16 protein-coding genes and 1 pseudogene are annotated in these 18,333 nt (G+C 51.4%); 7 read left to right on the plus strand and 10 right to left on the minus strand.

Annotated features, from left to right (window positions below; all coding sequences use genetic code 11):
- The first annotated feature begins 51 nt into the window (after positions 1 to 51).
- Positions 52 to 2,064, plus strand: a complete 2,013-nt coding sequence (locus DFR62_RS08345; RefSeq protein ID WP_121299668.1) for an ABC1 kinase family protein — start codon at positions 52 to 54, stop codon at positions 2,062 to 2,064.
- Positions 2,065 to 2,159: 95 nt separating this feature from the next.
- Here the strand turns inward: DFR62_RS08345 and DFR62_RS08350 are convergent, their stop codons facing one another.
- Positions 2,160 to 3,380, minus strand: coding sequence for an MFS transporter (locus DFR62_RS08350; RefSeq protein WP_121299670.1), 1,221 nt, complete (start codon positions 3,378 to 3,380; stop codon positions 2,160 to 2,162).
- Between the two features lie 135 nt (positions 3,381 to 3,515).
- On the opposite strand from DFR62_RS08350, the pseudogene DFR62_RS08355 reads away from it, so the two are divergent.
- Positions 3,516 to 3,856 (plus strand): annotated as a pseudogene (locus tag DFR62_RS08355) (winged helix-turn-helix transcriptional regulator).
- A gap of 551 nt (positions 3,857 to 4,407) precedes the next feature.
- On the opposite strand, the gene DFR62_RS08360 reads toward DFR62_RS08355, so the two are convergent.
- Positions 4,408 to 5,298 carry a DMT family transporter gene (locus tag DFR62_RS08360; RefSeq protein ID WP_121299672.1) on the minus strand — a complete coding sequence of 297 codons (891 nt, stop codon included), beginning with the start codon at positions 5,296 to 5,298 and terminating at the stop codon, positions 4,408 to 4,410.
- 213 nt (positions 5,299 to 5,511) lie between these two features.
- Entirely contained in the window at positions 5,512 to 5,907 is a 396-nt protein-coding gene (locus DFR62_RS08365) for a VOC family protein (RefSeq protein WP_121299674.1), read from the minus strand.
- Between the two features lie 238 nt (positions 5,908 to 6,145).
- Between DFR62_RS08365 and DFR62_RS08370 the strand changes: the two genes are divergently transcribed.
- From DFR62_RS08370 to DFR62_RS08380, 3 genes are all read left to right on the plus strand, one after another.
- Positions 6,146 to 7,405 carry a YeeE/YedE family protein gene (locus DFR62_RS08370; RefSeq protein WP_121299676.1) on the plus strand — a complete coding sequence of 420 codons (1,260 nt, stop codon included), beginning with the start codon at positions 6,146 to 6,148 and terminating at the stop codon, positions 7,403 to 7,405.
- Positions 7,406 to 7,657: 252 nt separating this feature from the next.
- Positions 7,658 to 8,443 (plus strand): AraC family transcriptional regulator, encoded by a 786-nt coding sequence (locus DFR62_RS08375; protein ID WP_121299678.1) that lies wholly within the window; start codon positions 7,658 to 7,660, stop codon positions 8,441 to 8,443.
- A gap of 40 nt (positions 8,444 to 8,483) precedes the next feature.
- Positions 8,484 to 9,032, plus strand: coding sequence for a TVP38/TMEM64 family protein (locus tag DFR62_RS08380; RefSeq protein WP_121299680.1), 549 nt, complete (start codon positions 8,484 to 8,486; stop codon positions 9,030 to 9,032).
- A gap of 47 nt (positions 9,033 to 9,079) precedes the next feature.
- Here the strand turns inward: DFR62_RS08380 and DFR62_RS08385 are convergent, their stop codons facing one another.
- The 5 genes from DFR62_RS08385 to DFR62_RS08405 all read right to left on the minus strand — a co-directional run bounded on the left by DFR62_RS08385 (position 9,080) and on the right by DFR62_RS08405 (position 16,523).
- Complete coding sequence (locus tag DFR62_RS08385; protein ID WP_121299682.1) at positions 9,080 to 10,675, minus strand: long-chain-fatty-acid--CoA ligase; 1,596 nt, start codon at positions 10,673 to 10,675, stop codon at positions 9,080 to 9,082.
- A gap of 199 nt (positions 10,676 to 10,874) precedes the next feature.
- Positions 10,875 to 11,438, minus strand: coding sequence for a GNAT family N-acetyltransferase (locus tag DFR62_RS08390; RefSeq protein WP_121299684.1), 564 nt, complete (start codon positions 11,436 to 11,438; stop codon positions 10,875 to 10,877).
- 160 nt (positions 11,439 to 11,598) lie between these two features.
- Positions 11,599 to 14,025 carry a DNA topoisomerase IV subunit A gene (gene parC, locus DFR62_RS08395; protein WP_121299686.1) on the minus strand — a complete coding sequence of 809 codons (2,427 nt, stop codon included), beginning with the start codon at positions 14,023 to 14,025 and terminating at the stop codon, positions 11,599 to 11,601.
- Positions 14,022 to 15,992: a DNA topoisomerase IV subunit B gene (gene parE / locus DFR62_RS08400; protein ID WP_101190344.1), complete on the minus strand. Its 1,971-nt coding sequence runs from the start codon at positions 15,990 to 15,992 to the stop codon at positions 14,022 to 14,024. The genes parC and parE overlap by 4 nt, the downstream gene beginning before the upstream one ends.
- A 117-nt stretch (positions 15,993 to 16,109) precedes the next feature.
- A complete protein-coding gene (locus DFR62_RS08405; RefSeq protein WP_121300268.1) occupies positions 16,110 to 16,523 on the minus strand; it encodes a CoA-binding protein in 414 nt (137 codons plus the stop codon).
- Between the two features lie 129 nt (positions 16,524 to 16,652).
- Here DFR62_RS08405 and plsY point away from each other — a divergent pair, with 129 nt between their 5' ends.
- Positions 16,653 to 17,243: a glycerol-3-phosphate 1-O-acyltransferase PlsY gene (gene plsY, locus DFR62_RS08410; protein WP_121299688.1), complete on the plus strand. Its 591-nt coding sequence runs from the start codon at positions 16,653 to 16,655 to the stop codon at positions 17,241 to 17,243.
- Positions 17,244 to 17,264: 21 nt separating this feature from the next.
- Positions 17,265 to 17,561, plus strand: coding sequence for a HesB/YadR/YfhF family protein (locus DFR62_RS08415; RefSeq protein ID WP_121299690.1), 297 nt, complete (start codon positions 17,265 to 17,267; stop codon positions 17,559 to 17,561).
- 35 nt (positions 17,562 to 17,596) lie between these two features.
- Here the strand turns inward: DFR62_RS08415 and DFR62_RS08420 are convergent, their stop codons facing one another.
- Positions 17,597 to 17,908: a hypothetical protein gene (locus DFR62_RS08420; protein WP_121299692.1), complete on the minus strand. Its 312-nt coding sequence runs from the start codon at positions 17,906 to 17,908 to the stop codon at positions 17,597 to 17,599.
- Positions 17,883 to 18,332 (minus strand): acyl-CoA thioesterase, encoded by a 450-nt coding sequence (locus DFR62_RS08425; protein WP_121299694.1) that lies wholly within the window; start codon positions 18,330 to 18,332, stop codon positions 17,883 to 17,885. The genes DFR62_RS08420 and DFR62_RS08425 overlap by 26 nt, the downstream gene beginning before the upstream one ends.
- Position 18,333 lies beyond the last annotated feature (1 nt).

Below are 18,333 nucleotides of genomic sequence, written 5' to 3' on the forward strand. Positions count from 1 at the left end.
CGAACCGATAATTCATTGCAGGTTTAGTGGCGCAGGGAAAGGAGTCCGCGAATGGTCATATATGTACGGATGATTGCAGAAATGCTGGTCATCGCCATTTTCATCTATTTCGTCAGCGGCCGTTTGATGGGGTCGAAAGTGAATTTCACAAAACGGATATTATCTGTTGTGTTAGGGATTGTCTTGACAACATTTGTGTATTGGTATTCCTATTTACGTTATACCGAATTCATGGATGATGCATTCGCGACGATGTTGACAGATACCAGCACCGTCATTTGGATCGGCAGCATGTTGATGATTTCGATGCTGTTTTACTTGATCCTCGAATTATTCGACCCGATCGAACTTGGCGACCGCGGTGAACGCATCACGAACCGCAAATTTATCTGGAAAAGGCTGCGCAGCCGTTGGAGACGCCAGAAACGCTTAAGCAAAGTACTGGAGATTGCAGTCAAGAACGGCATTTCCAGCACCTTGAAGTATGCGCGGCATCGCGAAAACAACCGGGAGCTTGCGGTCGCTTTCCGCAGGACGCTTGAAGAAGCCGGGGGCGTGTTCATCAAATTCGGCCAAGTATTGTCGACGCGGACGGATTTGTTCGCACCGGTCTTCATCGAGGAACTGAGCCAGCTGCAACAAAATGTCAAAGCCTTGCCGAAAGAACAAGTGACCGAAATCCTGAGAAAATCCATGACACAGCCCATTGAAGAAGTGTTTTCCAAACTCGAGAAAGAACCACTCGCCTCAGCATCGATCGGCCAGATTCACCGGGGCGTGCTGCGCAAGACCAATGAAGAAGTCATCATCAAGATGCAGCGCCCGGAAGTGAGCGCCATCATGCGGGATGATTTGGACATTTTAGTGGAATTTGCCGAGTGGGTGTCCAGCAAATCCACATGGGCGCAGAACATCGGATTCCGTGAACTGGCGGTCGGCTTCGCCAATGGTTTGCGCGAGGAAATCGACTTTGAAATCGAAATGCGCAATATGATCCAAGTGAGCAATGCCTTGGAAGACAGCAAAAATCAAGTCAAGATCCCGAAAGTCTATAGGGAATACAGCAACTCAACGATTATCGTCATGCAGTATTTCCAAGGCAGAAGCATTTCCAAAGGAGATGCAGTGTTTCGTCACTTTACTGTCGAGCCGAAAAAATTCGGGCGCACGGTGCTATTTTCATTTCTGGAACAAATGCTGTTTTCGGGCATATTCCACGCCGATCCGCACCCTGGCAACATCTTTATTGATGAAACGGACGGCCAACCGATTTTGCTTGATTTCGGTTCGGTCGGTCGCTTAACAGCGCCTCAGCAAGAAGCGCTCAATCATTTCATCATCGGCATCCAGCAAAACGATGCAAGCATCGTCCATGATGCCGTCAGAAAGCTGGTGGAAAATGGCGAGAAGCTCGACGGGGCGAAATTTGAACAAGCCATCGGGGAAATTTTATTAAAGATTTCCTATGTCGACCGCATACCGACCGCAGAATTGATCCATTCCTTATTTGATGTCACCCGTGAATTCGGCTTAGCGTTTTATCCATCCGTCGGAATCGCGCTCAGGTCGTTGATCAGCCTTGACAGCACTTTGCACACCATTGACCCGAAATTCGACATGTTCACGGAAGCGAAAAGCTTTGCGAAAGAATACAAGACATCCGTGTTGAAAAAACCGTTCAAACAGCCGCTCGCCACAAAAGAACGGATCGAAGAGGAATTGGTGTTGATTTTGCCGGAAGTCGCCAAATTGCCGAAACGCATCGATCAATTGATCCGGCGCGTAGAAGGCGGCAAGATCATTTTGCACCACGATGTGTTTTCCGATAAGCACAACTCGGGGTTCGTCATGCAGTTATTCTCCAGGTTTGTCTTGTTGATGTCGGGGATTACATTCGGGTTTATCTCAGCCGCCTTATTGGCCATCGCCCAATTCATCGATACGGTGTACGCGATTTACTTGAATACTGCCGCATATGGAGGGCTGTTCTTATGCGTCATTTTGCTCGTTAGGTTGTCGATTCAAGCCATTCGGGACATGAAACGCAGCAATCAGTACAAATAACTGGTTGAATCGTATTTGTCTAATGAAAATAAAGCGAAAAACCCCATCCCAGAATTGTTTGTGGGATGGGGTTTTTATGGAGTGGATGAACTCTATTACGTCGTGGCGGATTTCCGGACAACAGCTGAAGCCTTTCGCTCAGTACCTTGCTCCAAGCTGCGGCTCCAGGCACTCAGCAGCACGGCGACAAAGACCATGACTGCACCGATCCAAGGCGTATGGATCAGGCCAATCGAATCTGCTACAGATCCGCCAAGCACCGCTCCAATTGCGATGCCTGCATTAAAGGCGGCAATATTGATGGCAGAAGCTGTGTCTACAGCGCTCGGCACGTAACGCTCAGCGAGCATGACCACATAGACTTGAAGACCTGGAACGTTCATAAACGCGAATAAGCCCATCAAGAGAATGGTGATCAAGCCGGCGATTTTGAAAGGGGCTGTAAACGACAAAATGAGCAAGATGACAGCTTGAATCAAGAACATATAGAATAATGCCCGAATCGGGTTGCGATTGGCCAATTTGCCGCCGATCGTATTGCCCGCTGCAATGGCGATGCCGTACCCGAAGAGGATGATTGTAACGGTTCCAGCTGCAAAGCCCGTGACTTGCTGAAGCAAGGGAGACAGATAGGTGAAGACGACAAACGTGCCGCCATAGCCGAGCGCCGTAATGGCAAAGACCAACAGCAAGCGCCCATTGGTGACCAGCTTGACTTGGTCACGCAAGGTGGTGCGCGCCGCTTTTTTCAAATCACTCGGTACGAGTAAAGCGTTGCCGATCAATGCAGCAACACCGAGCACGACAATCGCCATGAACGCGAAGCGCCAGCCGAACTGTTGGCCCAGGAAAGTGCCGAAGGGGACACCGGTCACCGTAGCCACCGTCAAGCCGGTGAACATCATCGCAATCGCACTAGCTCGCTTGTTCTCGGGTACCAGATCCGCCGCAATAGTGGCGCCGATCGCCATAAAAACGCCGTGCGCTAATGCGGAAACGACTCGTGCCGCGAGTAAAACACCGACAGTCGAGGCTGTTGCCGCAATCAAGTTCCCGATAATGAAGACGACCATAATCCATAGCAGCAAAGACTTCCGCGGCACATTTGCGCTGACAGAGGTCAGTACCGGGGCGCCGACCATGACACCGAGTGCATATAATGACACAGTCAAACCCGCCGTGCTGACGGAAATCCCTAAATCTTCGGCGATCAACGGCAGCAAGCCGACACTGATGAATTCGGTGGTGCCGATGGCAAAGGCACTAAGCGCCAATGCCAATAAAGCGAAATTGCTTCTTTTTTGTGATGCAGACATTTTTTCTCCTCCAAAAACGTTTTTATCGATCGATTTCGTTCGATACATGCTAGTATGGATGACGAGGTTTTTAAAAGGAAGTACGTACTTTAAAGTGCTGTAGGTACTTTTTAGTGCCTATTGGAGGGATAAGACATGGTGAAAAAATACAATATTTCAGTGGAAGCCACGTTGGAAGTAATCGGCGGCAAATGGAAAACGGTGATTCTCTGTCATTTGACGCATGGCACGAAAAGAACGAGTGAACTTTGGCTTTGATGCCAAAATCACACAGAAGATGATGACGCAGCAATTGCGTGAACTTGAAGCTGATGAAGTCATCAATCGAATCGTCTGCAACCAAGTTCGAATACGAACTAATCGAATACGGCTGGAGCTTGCAGGGCATTTTGGATTCGTTGCAGCGTTTGGGGAAGACACAAACCGAGAAAGTACATCGAGAGAAATCCGGAGTGCAGAACGAGAATTTGATATAAACTCAAACCAGTTTCAGGCAACACTAGATACGGACGAGGGAGACCGATTGAACACTCGTCAAACCTTTTTTAAGTTCTAGTTTACATAATATAAATTATAGGAAGTTGTGTTTCATTTAATAAGTATACTCATAACAGTGAGACGAAACCGAGATTTACAGTGAAACCGGCTGTTTTTCTATTCGCTGAGCGATTCGTTTGTTTGAATGATTTTATCGGTTTTTATCTAAGAACGCCGCGTTCATTAAAATAATATGTGAATTTAAAAACCCAAACCGGTTCAGCTGTTGATCAGCCGTTCCGGTTTGGGTTTAATTGATTGTCAGCTTCTCGCAAATCAATTCGACTCGTAAGTCGTCAGCCTGCTGATGAATCCGTGGTTCATTTATGCATCGCTGTATTTCCGTAATCATTCAGTGTCTTTTGGTTCCGTCGGTTTTTCAGTTGCCATAAACCGCTCCGGCTGGCTCCTAGCTGCAGTTTTGATTTGGTTGCCGCCTGTTATTGATCTACAGCATCTGTTATTCACATAAATCCGCTATCGTACTCCTTTATATGGCTTTTCCAGGAATTGCCGCTTCCTGCCGCTTTTCCGGCCAATTCACTAGGAATATGCCTGTAAAGATCAATGCACCGCCAACAATCAGCGATACCCCGACCTGCTCCCCTAAGATCAGCCATCCCGAGATGACACCAAAAAATGGCGCCAAGAATAAAAATGCACTTACTTTCCCCGGATTGCCGTTTTGCAGCAGGAAAAACCAAATCGCAAACTGGATGATCGACGCCGGAATTGCCAGCCAAAAAATGATGAACAGCGATTCAGTATTGATAGCCAGTCGCTGGGTTTCCAATAAGCTGCTTGCCATCAGCAAGATCAAGCCACCAAACAGCATTTGATACGCCGTCAGCACCCACGTATCGAGCCGAATGCCCCAATGCTTAATCAACAACGTGCCAATTGCCCACGACACGGCACTGCCGAAGCCGAACAAGGTGCCGACTTCCAAGTTCACTTGGCTGCCCATCGTAATGAAGACGCCGAAAAACCCAAGCAGCACCCCTCCCCATTGAACGATGCGGTAGCGTATGCCGAGAGCGACTGTGCCAAAAATCACCACCAATAAAGGATTGGTGAACGTCAGAATGGCGGATTCCCCGGCCGTGATCGTCCGCAGGCTCAGGAAAATGCAGCCCATGACACCAGCGGTCTGGAAAAAGCCGATGACGAGAATGTGCAGCCATTCGGAACGCTGCCGTGGGTGCTTGCGCTTGAACAGCTTGACGAATATGGCCATCAAGATGCCCGCAATCGTAAAACGGATCCCGACCAACAATAGCGGCGAGACGTGTTCGAGGCCGATTTTGCCGACCGCAAATGAAGAACCCATCAAACTGGTGGTGACGATGACGAGAAACGCGAAAAGGAATTTATTGTTCACAGGACACCCGCTCCTAGCTGCATGATAAAATTCATCCAGAATTAGTCAAAACTTTTGGTCTATTCATCCATCGTACCGCAATTCCGCTTCATTTTCCTCCCTTTCTTTGAAATCTGCCGCTATTCATTTGCAGCTAAATTCCATCCCACAGCAAAAACCGGAACCGCACACGAGGAGGCGCTTCCGGTTTTACATCATTATGAAGCGTACGAATTAAATATCCATCACTAGAAAGTTCCAGCGATGTCCATCCACATCCGAAAACCCCGCTCCGTACATGCCATTTCGTTCACCCGGGGGCGCAAAGACGGTGCCGCCTGCCTGTTCGATGCGGAACATGAAGTTATCGACTTCTTCGCGGGTTTTTGCGGATAGCGAAAACAATACCTCAGAACCGATCGATGTATCGGCGATTGCTTGCTGCGTAAAAGCTTCAAAGCTTTCTTCAGGAAACAGCATTACATAGAGTTGCTGGCCCTCTAAATAAAACGCCGCCTGCTGGTCATTGCTGGAATCCGTTTTTGGGAGCAAAAACCCGGATTGTTCATAAAAGGCCTGGGCCGCCTGCAAATCCTTCACCGGCAAATTGATCCACAACCGATTATCCATGGTGCTTCACCTCGCTTTCATTCCTAATACAACAATCGACCGGATCATTGAGCAACTTTTTTCTCCAGAACCAACTAGCAGCAGTCCGCAGAAGTATTATCTTTCTATTCCCCGGCCCTTCTTCTACAAACCTTCGTAATTCCCTGCTAGCTGAAAGCCGCTCCGTTGACTTTCCCGAAACGCTCCTTTAATATAATGTTTTATTCCCTACTATATCACTCAGAGAAGGATGTTTTATATGACGACTAGCACACGGGTCCAACCCGTCAATGAAGTAAACGATCCCGTTTACCGCGACACGACCGCCTTGAACGCACCGCAGAAAGCCTTGATTGCCGGAGGTATTGCGGTCGCGGCGTTATTGACGGTGTATTTACTCGCCACGCAGCATATTGCACAAACCGTGCTGCTTGGCATCGGGCTGTTGCTCGGCTATACCTTATTCCATGCACGGTTCGGCTTTACTTCTGCGTTCCGCCGCTTCATGTCGGTCGGCAATGGCCAGGCGATGCGCTCGCATATGCTCATGCTGGCGGTGGCCGTGACTTTGTTCGCGCCGATTCTGGCGTATGGCTATTCGTTCTTCGGCACCGGTGTATCGGGCTACGTCTCCCCGGTCGGTGTGAGCTTAGTGGTCGGGTCGTTCATTTTCGGCATCGGCATGCAGCTCGGCGGCGGCTGTGCTTCCGGTACGCTGTATGCGATCGGCGGTGGGCGTTCGGTCATGTTTATTACGCTATTATTCTTTATTATCGGAACGACCATCGGCGCGTATCACTTGCCGTTTTGGACAGAAGATTTGCCGGCTTTTGAACCGGTGTCACTGGCCACGTCTACAGGGCTTGGCTACGGCGGCGCATGGCTCGTGTCAATTGCGTTATTCGGGCTCATCGCCTGGATCACCTTAATTATCGAGAAAAAGAAACGTGCACCGAAAATGGCGCCGCTTCCGACTACGACAGGATGGAAACGCATTTTCCGCGGCTCTTGGCCGTTGTTCGCCGCAGCGATCGCACTTGCGGTATTGAACGCACTGACCTTAATGACGCGTGGCACACCTTGGGGCATCACGTCCGCATTCGCGTTATGGGGCTCGAAAATTGCTCAATTCTTCGGCGTGGACGTCGCAAGCTGGGGCTACTGGCAAGGCGCGAACGCAGCGATGCTCGAATCGTCCATTTTTGCAGACTCCACGACTGTGTTGAACTTCGGGGTCATCCTCGGCGCCTTTCTCGCTTCAGCAGCTGGTGGCTTGTTCAAGTTCACCAAAATCACGATGGGCAATTTCTGGGCATCCGTTGTCGGCGGCTTGCTGATGGGCTACGGAGCGCGGCTCGCGTTCGGTTGCAACATCGGCGCATATTTCGGCGGCATCGCCTCATTTAGCCTCCATGGCTATATCTGGGGCATTCTCGCACTCGCCGGTACATTCTTCGCACTTTACTTGCGGCCTTTGTTCGGCCTGTCTGTCCCGAAATCCAACGATTCGGTGTGCTAGAACATTTACAGTTTGCTTTTTATAGAGGTTTCCGTTCATCGGAAGCCTCTTTTTTATGGGCATGAAGCGAAACAGGACGCAATATGACTCGCTTTTTTTAGAAAATGGGCCAGTCCGTTAAATGAAATTCGCTGGAATTATCAATTCTTGCGGTTCATGGAGCGGATTTCGGTATTTCCCCCGACAATTTTCCGTTCTTTTTCTCGTTTCTTGCTATAATAAACATATTCTTTTTCTGAAAGTTGGCTGAACATGACCCGTGATTTTGAATTGCATGCTATTGAATCAAAGGGCGTCGCGACCGGACAGTCCGCGCACATTCCGCTCCACCGCCACCAGCAACTGGCAGAATGGCTGTGGGTGGAGTCAGGTGAACTCGAACTCACCGCAAACGCTGAATGCCTAACGCTCGGCGCAGGAGCACTTGCGCTGATTCCTCCTGGCCAATGGCACGCACTGTCTTTTGCTTCAAGCAGTGAACAGCGCTATCAAAGACTGCTGGTTACGCATCCCCTTGAGTCAGCAAATGACACGATCTGTTTCACTTATCCTGCTCATCCTGCTTTTCTCGTTGCCGTGATGGACGAACTGGGCCGTGAATTGCACCAAGCGAGTCCTGCTTCGTCAAGACAAGTGCAGCTTTTGCTGAACTGGTTGTATGCTGCAGCCACACCACAAAGCGCCCCGGCTCAAATGGCGGCTTCTTCCAAAACGGCACGCATTTTGCATCAAATGGAAGAAACTTGCCATTTACCCTTTTCACTTGAATCCATCGCTGCCGCTTCCGGCCTCAGCAAATTCCATTTCAGCCGCCATTTCAAGGAGTCGATCGGCCAGACGCCGCTGCAATTTGTCATCAGCTGCCGCATGGAGCGCGCCAGGCAGCTGCTCCTGACTTCAGAGCAATCGGTTTCGGACATTGCCGGGCTCTGCGGCTATAAGAGCGCGACGCAGTTTCACGCTGCTTTTACACGCCATAGCGGCAGCACGCCGAAACGGTTTCGCGAGCAGCAGCAAAACCTCGAGGCCAAGCGATGAGCACCTCTTTCTTGCCCGTAAATAATGAGGTGACGCGCTAATGGAAGGGTTGCTCCGCTCGTTAGAATTCGTCTTATTGTTAATCGCCAATATCGCCATCGGCACGCTTGGGTTCATCCCGAGCATTCTCATCACCCCAATCAACCTCGACCGCTTCGGGTTGATCGGCGGCAGTGCATTGTCCATCAGCGGGGAGATGATCGGCGCACTGTTCGGGTTTTGGCTGTACCGCTACGGGGCGAAACATATCCCGGATGCGTGGCAACAGCGTTCCTGGTTCCGGTTTTTCCGCAATCAATCCCCTGTAAGCATTTGGTGGGCAGTGTTGGCGCTGCGCATCTTGCCATTTGTCCCATCCGGTGCCGTCACAGCAGGCGCTGCCTTGACACGGATTTCGGCGCACGCTTTTTTAGCGGCGAGTTCGCTCGGGAAATTGCCGGCAGTGGCCATTGAAATTGCGGTCGCGTTCGGGCTGGTGTTGTGGCTGCCGCGCTCCCTGTTGTATAGCGCACTCGGCCTCTGCTTGGTGATTTTGGTATTGATTGCGTTGATCCGTAAACGCTTCCCGAAAAAGAATATGCCCCATTAAAAAAAGCGAGAGCTCCCGGTTGAGGAGTTCTCGCTTTTTTAGATGCCTTAATTGACTTTCTTGCCGCCGCCCCAATACATTTCACGCAATTGGAACTTCTGCAGCTTGCCGGTTGCCGTCTTCGGCAAGGCTTCCACGAAGTCGACCGATTTCGGTACTTTGAAGCGCGACATGTGCTCCCGCGTGTAGTCGAGGATTTCCTGCTCGGTTACTTCTGCGCCTTTGTGCAAGACGATGATCGCTTTTGGCACTTCGCCCCATTTCTCGTCCGGTACGGCAATGACCGCCACTTCTGCGATCGCCGGATGCTTATAGAGCACGCCTTCGATTTCGGTGGACGAAATGTTTTCACCGCCGGAGATGATCATGTCTTTGATGCGGTCTTGGATTTCGATAAACCCGTCCGGATGCGTCACGGCGAGGTCACCGGTATAGAACCAGCCGTCGCGGATCGCTTCCGCGGTTTTTTCAGGATCTTTGTAATAGCCTGCCATGACGACATTGCCGCGGGTGATGATTTCCCCGAGCTCCTTGCCGTTCCAGGCGACTTCCCGGCCGTCTTCCTGGTTGACGACTTTCGTTTCGCCGTTAAAGGCCAGTTCAATGCCTTGGCGCGCCTTGATGCTCGCTTGTTGATCGGCATCCAGCGTGTCGAACTCGTTTTTCCATTCGCAATACAAAATGAATGGCGAAGTCTCGGTCAGCCCGTAAACGTGCATCATGTTGAGGCCGAGCGTTTGTTGGGCCTTGGCGATGAGTGCCGCAGCAGGCGGCGCACCGGCCGTGCCCATGCGGATTTTGGTCTTCAATTCGATCTGTTTGGCTTTCGGTTCATTGACCAGCATATTGACGACCGTCGGCGCGCCGCATAAGGAGGTGATGCCATGGCTTTCAAACAGATCGAGAATCAGCGGCGGGTCGACTTTGCGCAAGCACACATGTGTGGCCCCTGCTGCTGTGATCGCCCAGACACCGCCCCATCCGTTCGTGTGGAACATCGGCAAAGTATGCAAATAAACATCGTCAAATTTGATCTCCAAATGATGCAGGAAGTTCGCGCCGTTCAAATAATTCGTCCGGTGCGTCTGCATGACGCCTTTTGGATTTGAGGTCGTGCCACTCGTGTAATTGAGCGACAGCATCTGGTTCTCGTCGAGTTCGACGTTTGGCAATTGTTCATCGTCTGTGACCGCTCCGATAAATTCCTCGTAGCCGACGCCCGCAAGACTTGTCTCATGCCCTTCAGCCGGCACGATAATGTATTTCTCAATCGACAAGTCGCCTTGAATGTCTTCAATGATCTTGGCGTATTCCGCATCGACGATCAGCATCTTCGCGTCGCTGTGTTTGATGATATAGCCCAAGTCTTTGGCAGACAAACGGTAATTGAGCGGCACGATGACCGCTCCGAGCGGCGGGATGCCATAGAACGCTTCGAGCATATAATGGGTATTCGGCAGCATCACGGCGACATGGTCTTTCTCCTTGATGCCTGCATTATGTAGGGCAATCCCCAACTGGTCGGAGCGGCGGGCAAACTCCTTGTACGTGAAACGCTTGTCTCCGTCGATCACGGCTACTTTCTCCGGGTAATACTTTACCGCGCGTCGTTTCCAGTCCAGCGGTGTCAATGGTACGATCATTTCGAAAACCCCTCTCGTGTCTCTTGTGTCCAACTGTTATATATCAAGTATAGAAAGCCGGACACGGGCTGTCAACGGAAGTTTCGGAATTGGCGGAAAAATGAAACAATGTAGAAATTGTGTTATAGCACAATTTCTTTCGCTATGAACTAATCCATTTCGCATCGGCGGCTGACGACTTCGAGAGGAGTGGCGGCACTCAAAACGGCGTGTCTTGTTTCGGCGCGCCGTAGTCCTGTTTCAGCAGCGCCAAATAATCGATGTCTTCATAGGCACCGTTCATGAAAAACTCCTGTCTGAAACGTCCCTCAAAGGCCATGCCCGCCTTCTCAAGCACTCGCCTTGAGGCAGGGTTGCGCACGAGGCAGCGGCCGAATACGCGGTTCAGGCCGTGTTCGGTGAAGGCCAGTTCCAGCATTTTTCGGCATGCTTCTGTCGCATAGCCCTGTTTCCACTCGCCGGGATCAATAAAATAACCGATTTCTCCCGAGTGATGGGCTTTTGACACGGCGACCAATCCGCAATTGCCGATATAGCGGGCGGGCTGGTCTTTCGTAAAGACCGCGTATTCAAAGGATTGGCCGATGTCAAAGCTTTTTTGAACATAGTCGAGCCAGCCATCGAGCTGCTTTCTTGGATACGGATGCGGGATCATCAGCATCGTATCGGCAATTTCGCGTTTTTTAATTACGGCGTAAACGCTATCTGCCATATTCGCTTGATAAGGCTTCAACCACAGCCGTTCGGTTTCCAGTATCGTCATATACACGCCTCCTTTTTGGTGATTCATCTGGGCTTTGGTGCGGTCAAAAAGAATGAATTCAATACGTTATTCAGTAATTATTTCAGCATTTTTCAATGAATGGATAAACCTACAACAAAAAAAGGCGTTGAATGAATTATTCATTCAACGCCTTTTAAAATTATTCAGTAGCGGGCACTAAGTAAGCTGCCGTGACGGCGCCGTCTGTGGCTTCGTCTACGATAAAAGAGCCGTTGGAATAACGGTCGACCGCTTTCAGGCGGCCAGGCGCAATCGAGATGCGCAAGCCTTTGGCGGTTTCGAGCAGAATCTCTTCTTTTCCGGTTGTGCCAATGACGGCAACCACCCGGTGGGGATTGGATTTCAATTCCCGCAGCATGATGACGCCGCGTTTGGCGCGGCTCCCGCTTTCAAATTCACTAAGTTTCATCTTTTTGGCGGCTCCGCGCTGCGTCGCGAGCACGAGATCTGGCTGCTGTTCCGCGTCGATCATGACCGCAGACACCGCTTCGTCGCCTTCTTTTAAGTTGAGCCCTTTGACGCCCGCAGTCCGAAGCCCTGTTACAGGCACTTCTTCGAGCGGGAAGCGGACGCCGTACGCCATTTTCGTCGCCAGGAACAATTCGGTTTCGTTCGTCGCGAGTCCTGCGAAGATCATGTCGTCGCCTTTTTTCAAGTTCATCGTCTTGATGGCGCGTGAATAGCGCTGCACCTGGTAGTCTTTCAGCGCCGAACGCTTCACTTGGCCGAATTTGGAGACGGTCAAAATGGTCGCATCCTGTTCAAAATCTTCGAACGGGAACACCGCGAGCACCGATTCGTTGGAATCGAGCGTGACAATGCTCGACAAATGCTGGCCGAGGTCCTTCCATTTAATGTCCGGCAGTTCATTGACGGGCTGGAACACGAAATTCCCTCCGGTCGTGAAGATCAACACCGTATGCTGCGTATTGAGATTGCCTTCGAACAACAGGTGGTCGCTGTCTTTCATGGCAAAATCCTTGCCGTTCGAAGCCGCATGGGAGCGGGTGCTCGTCCGTTTGACATAGCCTTCTTTCGTGACGGTGACAATCACTTCTTCACTTGGAATCATGATTTCACGCGTAATGGTCAATTCTTCGATTTTTTCTTCGATTTCAGAGCGCCGCGGTTCCGCGAATTTCTTGCGGATCGCCTGCAATTCCTTTTTGATGACGTTTTTCAATTTCGTCGCACTCGTCAAGATGCCAGTCAACTCGGCAATTAATTTGCGCAAGCTTTCCTCTTCTTTTTTGAGCTCGGTGATATCGGTATTCGTCAGTCGGTAAAGCTGCAGTGAGACAATCGCTTCTGCCTGCGCTTCCGAAAACTCGAATTTCGCGATCAAATTGTTTTTCGCGTCGCGTTTGTCTTTGGACGCACGGATGGTCTTGATCACTTTATCAAGAATCGACAACGCTTTGATCAAACCTTCGACGATGTGCATGCGGTCGCTCGCTTTTTGCAAGTCGAATTCCGAGCGTTTCGTCACGACTTCTTTTTGGTGTTCGATATAGGCATCGAGCATCGTCGGCAAGGTCATCATCGTCGGGCGGCGGTGATGGATCGCCACCATATTGAAGTTGTAGCTGATCTGCAGGTCGGTGTTTTTGTACAAATAGTTCAAGATGCCGGCTGCCTGCACTTCTTTTTTCAATTCGATGACGATGCGCAGGCCCGTGCGGTCGGATTCATCGCGCACTTCGGAAATGCCGTCGAGTTTGCGGTCGAAGCGGTGGTCATCGATTTTCTTGATGAGGCTCGCTTTGTTCACTTCAAATGGGATTTCCGTAATGACGATCTGTTCTTTGCCGCCCTTGAGCGGTTCAATGGCCGCTTTCGAACGGACGACGATTTTGCCGCGTCCCGTTTCATAGGCTTTTTTGATGCCTTCGACGCCTTGGATGATTCCGCCGGTCGGGAAATCCGGGCCTTTGATGACGGTCATCAATTCATCGATTGTCGCATCCGGCTTGTCGATGCGCATAAGGACAGCATCGAGTGCTTCGTGCAGCGCATGCGGCGGGATGTCGGTTGCATACCCAGCAGAGATCCCAGTCGAGCCGTTGACGAGCAAGTTCGGGAAACGCGCCGGGAGGACGGTCGGTTCGACGTCCACATCGTCGAAGTTCGGGATGAATTCGACGGTGCGTTTTTCGATGTCTCTTAACAATTCGCCGGAAATCGCGGAAAGCCGGGCTTCCGTGTAACGCATCGCGGCCGGGGAATCCCCGTCCATCGAGCCGTTGTTGCCGTGCATTTCCACGAGCATGTGGCGGATTTTCCAGTCCTGGCTGAGCCGCACCATCGCTTCGTAAACGGAGCTATCGCCGTGCGGATGATAGTTGCCGATGACGTTCCCGACCGTCTTGGCGGATTTCCGGAACGCTTTGTCGTTGGTATTGCCTTCGTGGTGCATGGCATAGAGGATGCGGCGCTGTACCGGTTTGAGCCCGTCGCGGGCATCCGGCAGCGCGCGGTCCTGGATGATGTATTTACTATAGCGGCCAAACCGATCGCCGATGACTTCTTCTAAGGGCAGATCTTGGAAACGTTCGGTTTGTGTCATACGAGTTCCTCCTCAGCGTGAATCAAATCATTTTCGAGAATGTTGCTGTCGTCTTCCAAGCCGAAGTCGACGTTGTTTTCGATCCATTTGCGGCGCGGTTCGACTTTATCGCCCATCAAAGTCGTGATGCGGCGTTCGGCGCGCGCGCCGTCTTCGATCGTCACACGGATCAAGGTGCGCGATTCCGGGTTCATCGTCGTCTCCCACAATTGGTCGGCGTTCATTTCCCCGAGACCTTTATAGCGCTGGAGCATATAGCCTTTGCCAATTTTCTTGATTGACTCGTCAAGATCCGCTTCGGTCCAGGCGTAATCGACGACTTCTTTTTTACCGACGCCTTTGGACACTTTATAGAGCGGCGGCAGCGCGATAAACACTTTGCCGGCTTCGATGAGCGGCTTCATATAGCGGTAGAAGAACGTCAACAGCAGCACTTGGATATGCGCGCCGTCGGTATCGGCATCGGTCATGATGATGACTTTGTTGTAAGCGATGTCGTCTACGGAGAAGTCGGAAGACACGCCGCCGCCGATCGCGTGGATGATGGTGGCGATTTCTTCGTTTTTCATGATTTCTTCCAGTTTCGCTTTTTCGGTATTGACGACTTTTCCGCGCAGCGGCAAGATCGCCTGGAATGTCCGGTCGCGGCCTTGCTTGGCCGAACCGCCGGCCGAGTCGCCCTCGACTAGGTACAATTCGTTCTTTTTGGCGTTGCGCGACTGCGCCGGCGTCAATTTGCCGGACAATAAAGTATCGGACTTCTTGCGTTTTTTGCCATTTCGGGCATCTTCCCGCGCTTTTCGTGCGGCGAGACGCGCCTGAGACGCCCGTATTGCTTTGCGGACGAGTGATGCACTGTGTTCGGCGTTCTCCTCGAGGAAATACATCAATTGCTGGGAGATCACCGCATCAACGGCACCGCGGGCTTCGCTTGTGCCGAGTTTGCTCTTGGTCTGGCCTTCAAATTGCAGCAACGCTTCCGGGATGCGCACCGAGACGATGGCCGCTAAGCCTTCGCGGATGTCGGAGCCCTCTAAGTTCTTGTCTTTATCTTTCAATAAATTGATTTTGCGTGCGTAATCGTTGAATACGCGGGTCATTGCCGCTTTTGCGCCGGTTTCGTGCGTCCCGCCGTCGCGTGTGCGGACGTTGTTGACGAACGACAGGATCGTTTCGGAATAGCCGTCGTTAAACTGGAACGCGAATTCGACTTCGAGGCTGTCGCTCTGCCCTTCCATATACGCCACTTTGTGGAGCACGTCTTTTTCTTCGTTCAAGTATTCGACGAAGGCTTTGATACCGGTTTCATAAAAGAAGCTCTCGCCGGTTTGGCTGCGCTCATCGATCAACTCGATGTTCATGCCTTTCATGAGGAACGCGGATTCACGCAAGCGTTCGCTCAGCGTGTCGTAATTGTATTTGGATACGCTAAAGATGCTTTCGTCCGGCAGAAAGTGGATCAAGGTGCCCGATTCTTTCGTTTTGCCGATCTCTTCCAAAGTCGTGACGGGTTTGCCGCCGTTTTCAAAACGCTGGCGGTATTTGCGCCCGTCGCGGTGGATCGTCACTTCCAAAAAACTCGACAAGGCATTGACGACAGATGCGCCGACGCCGTGAAGCCCGCCGCTCGTCTTGTAGCCGCCCTGGCCGAATTTCCCGCCGGCATGGAGCACCGTCAAAATGACTTCCGGTGTCGGTTTGCCGCTTCTGTGCATTCCGGTGGGCATGCCGCGGCCATAATCGCGCACGCTGATGCTATTGTCTTCGTGAATGGTCACCGTGATGCGGTCGCCAAATCCCGCAAGCGCTTCATCGACGGAATTGTCGACGATTTCGTAGACCAAGTGGTGAAGCCCGCGGGCATCGGTCGAACCGATGTACATCCCTGGGCGTTTGCGTACAGCATCCAGCCCTTCTAGAACTTGGATCGCTTCTTCGTTGTATGCATTGCTGTTCGTTTTAGCCATCTATTTCCCTCCAACAAACATTTGTTCGTATACTCTCTTCTTTTAATCGTATGCCATTCCAGGCATTCCTGTCAATGTTCATAGAAAAAGAGCGCTAGGCGCCCTTCGTGAAAACTGCTATTTCAGGATGGCATGTTCGACTTTGATGCAACGGTCCATGATGACCGTATGCCCGGCGGCGTGGAGGCGGTTGAAGACCTCTTCATCAACGACGTTCAGCTGCGTCCAAAACACCGGGGCTTCGATCTTAAGAAAATCTTCGGCAATGGCCGGCAAAAATTCGCTGCGGCGGAATACATTGACGATGTCGACCGGTTCCGGAATGTCCGTAAGCGCCGCGTAGCTTTTCTCCCCCAGCACTTCATCCGCCATCGGATTGACCGGGATGATGCGGTAGCCGGCGTCTTGCATCGCTTTGGATACCATATACGAGGTTCTCATCGGGTTCGGGCTCAAGCCTACCACCGCAATGGTTTTAGCCGTGTCGAGCACTTCTTTGATTTCTGTGCGGTCTGGGTTTTTCAACAAAATCACCTGTCCTTTTAGTCTATCATACATGAAAGTGGGCCGTTTGTTGAATAATCCGCCATCTATTGCTTCTGTGTCTTCGGTCATGGTAAACTGTAGAAAAGAAAACAGTGTACGTCAAAGGAGTCAATCATGGACATTTTGCTTCCGGTAATTATCGCTTATTTACTCGGATCCATCCCTTCAGCGCTATGGATCGGAAAACTTTTTTACAATACGGACATTCGGACGAAGGGCAGCGGCAATTTAGGGGCGACCAACACCTTCCGCGTGCTCGGGCCGAAAGCGGGTTTTGTCGTCACCATCCTGGATATTTTAAAAGGCACCGCCGCGACGCTGCTGCCGCTCGTCATGGTGACCGATGTCCACCCGCTGATTCTCGGCGTCGTCGCGGTCATCGGCCACATGTTCCCGCTGTTTGCGCGCTTTAAAGGCGGCAAAGCGGTGGCCACATCCGGCGGGATTTTGCTTGGGTATCAATGGCCGTTGTTTTTACTGGCCGTCGCGGTCTTGTTGATTGCGTTGAAGATCACCAAGATGGTATCCTTGTCGTCAATCATCTTGGCTGTCGTCTCGGTTATCTACACGATCATCTACACGATCAATACCGGTGATTACCTGTTCATGGCGGTCATTTTCACACTCGCCACGTTCATTATTTACCGGCATCGCGCGAACATTGCGCGTATACGCGCAGGCACCGAACCGAAGATCAAGTGGTAGAACCCGAAAGGACGTGTTTGCATGGAGATCCATTTGAGCAAAGATGCACGAGATTGGTTCCATAACGAAATGGAAGTCGAGGCCGGTGAAGCGGTGCGGTTTTTCGTCCGCTACGGAGGCGCTGGTTTGCAGCCGGGCTTTTCGTTAGGCGTCACGAAAGATAGTCCTTACGAAGCGGTGGTCCGCCTCGAAGAAGGAGACGTGCTGTACTTTATAGAAGAAGCCGACCATTGGTATTTCGACGAACACGACCTGCACGTTACCGTTGATGACGAATTGGGTGAATTAAGGTATTCATACGAACCAAAAGAAGCATGACGCAATTTTGCGCAATGCTTCTTTTTTATTCAAATCTATTCATTTTCGTTTTTGATTAATCGATTCAATTGATCCAAGCGGCCTTCCGCCTCCAGGATTTCCGCTTGCCGGTCGCCGAATAAGTCGAAATGCGGATAGTCATTGCGCAAGTCCAGCCATTCACGCCGTAAGCCGTAGCGGCTGCCCCAGTCGGCAAGTTTATCGATGTCGCTGCAGCCCACTTTCGTGACTGTGCTGCAGCCAGGGAATCGGTGGTCTACCCAGTAATGGGTAAGAAAAGAGATCTGGCCGTCTTGCACATCCTGTTTCCAGCGCTCCAATTCAGGTCGTCGGATTCCGAATGCCATCTTCTGCCCCCCTCACCACTTCCTTGTATTTGGCATCCCATTCAGGGGCCACTTTCGCCAGTGGAACGGGACGGAAGCTGTCTTTTTTCACCACGACATGCTCTGACGTCGCTTTTGCAGCCAGTGTGCCATCCTCGTGGAGCACTTCGTAGCCATATGTCGTCCGCAAGCGGCCGTGAGACTCCACCCAGGTCTTGACGCGCGCTTTCTGCCCGTAGCGCAGCGCTGCTTTGTATTGGATGGAGATGTCCGTCACCGGGGACAAGAATCCTTGCGATTCCATGCCCGCATACGTAAACCCGAGATCCTCGATCAATTGGGTGCGCCCGAGCTCGAGCCAGATCAAGTAATTGGCGTGATAGACGACACCCATCTGGTCAGTTTCCGCGTAGCGGATCTCAATTTCTTTTTCGCTTATGTACATT

Source organism: Planococcus citreus (assembly GCF_003664125.1).
Lineage (GTDB): Bacteria > Bacillota > Bacilli > Bacillales_A > Planococcaceae > Planococcus > Planococcus citreus.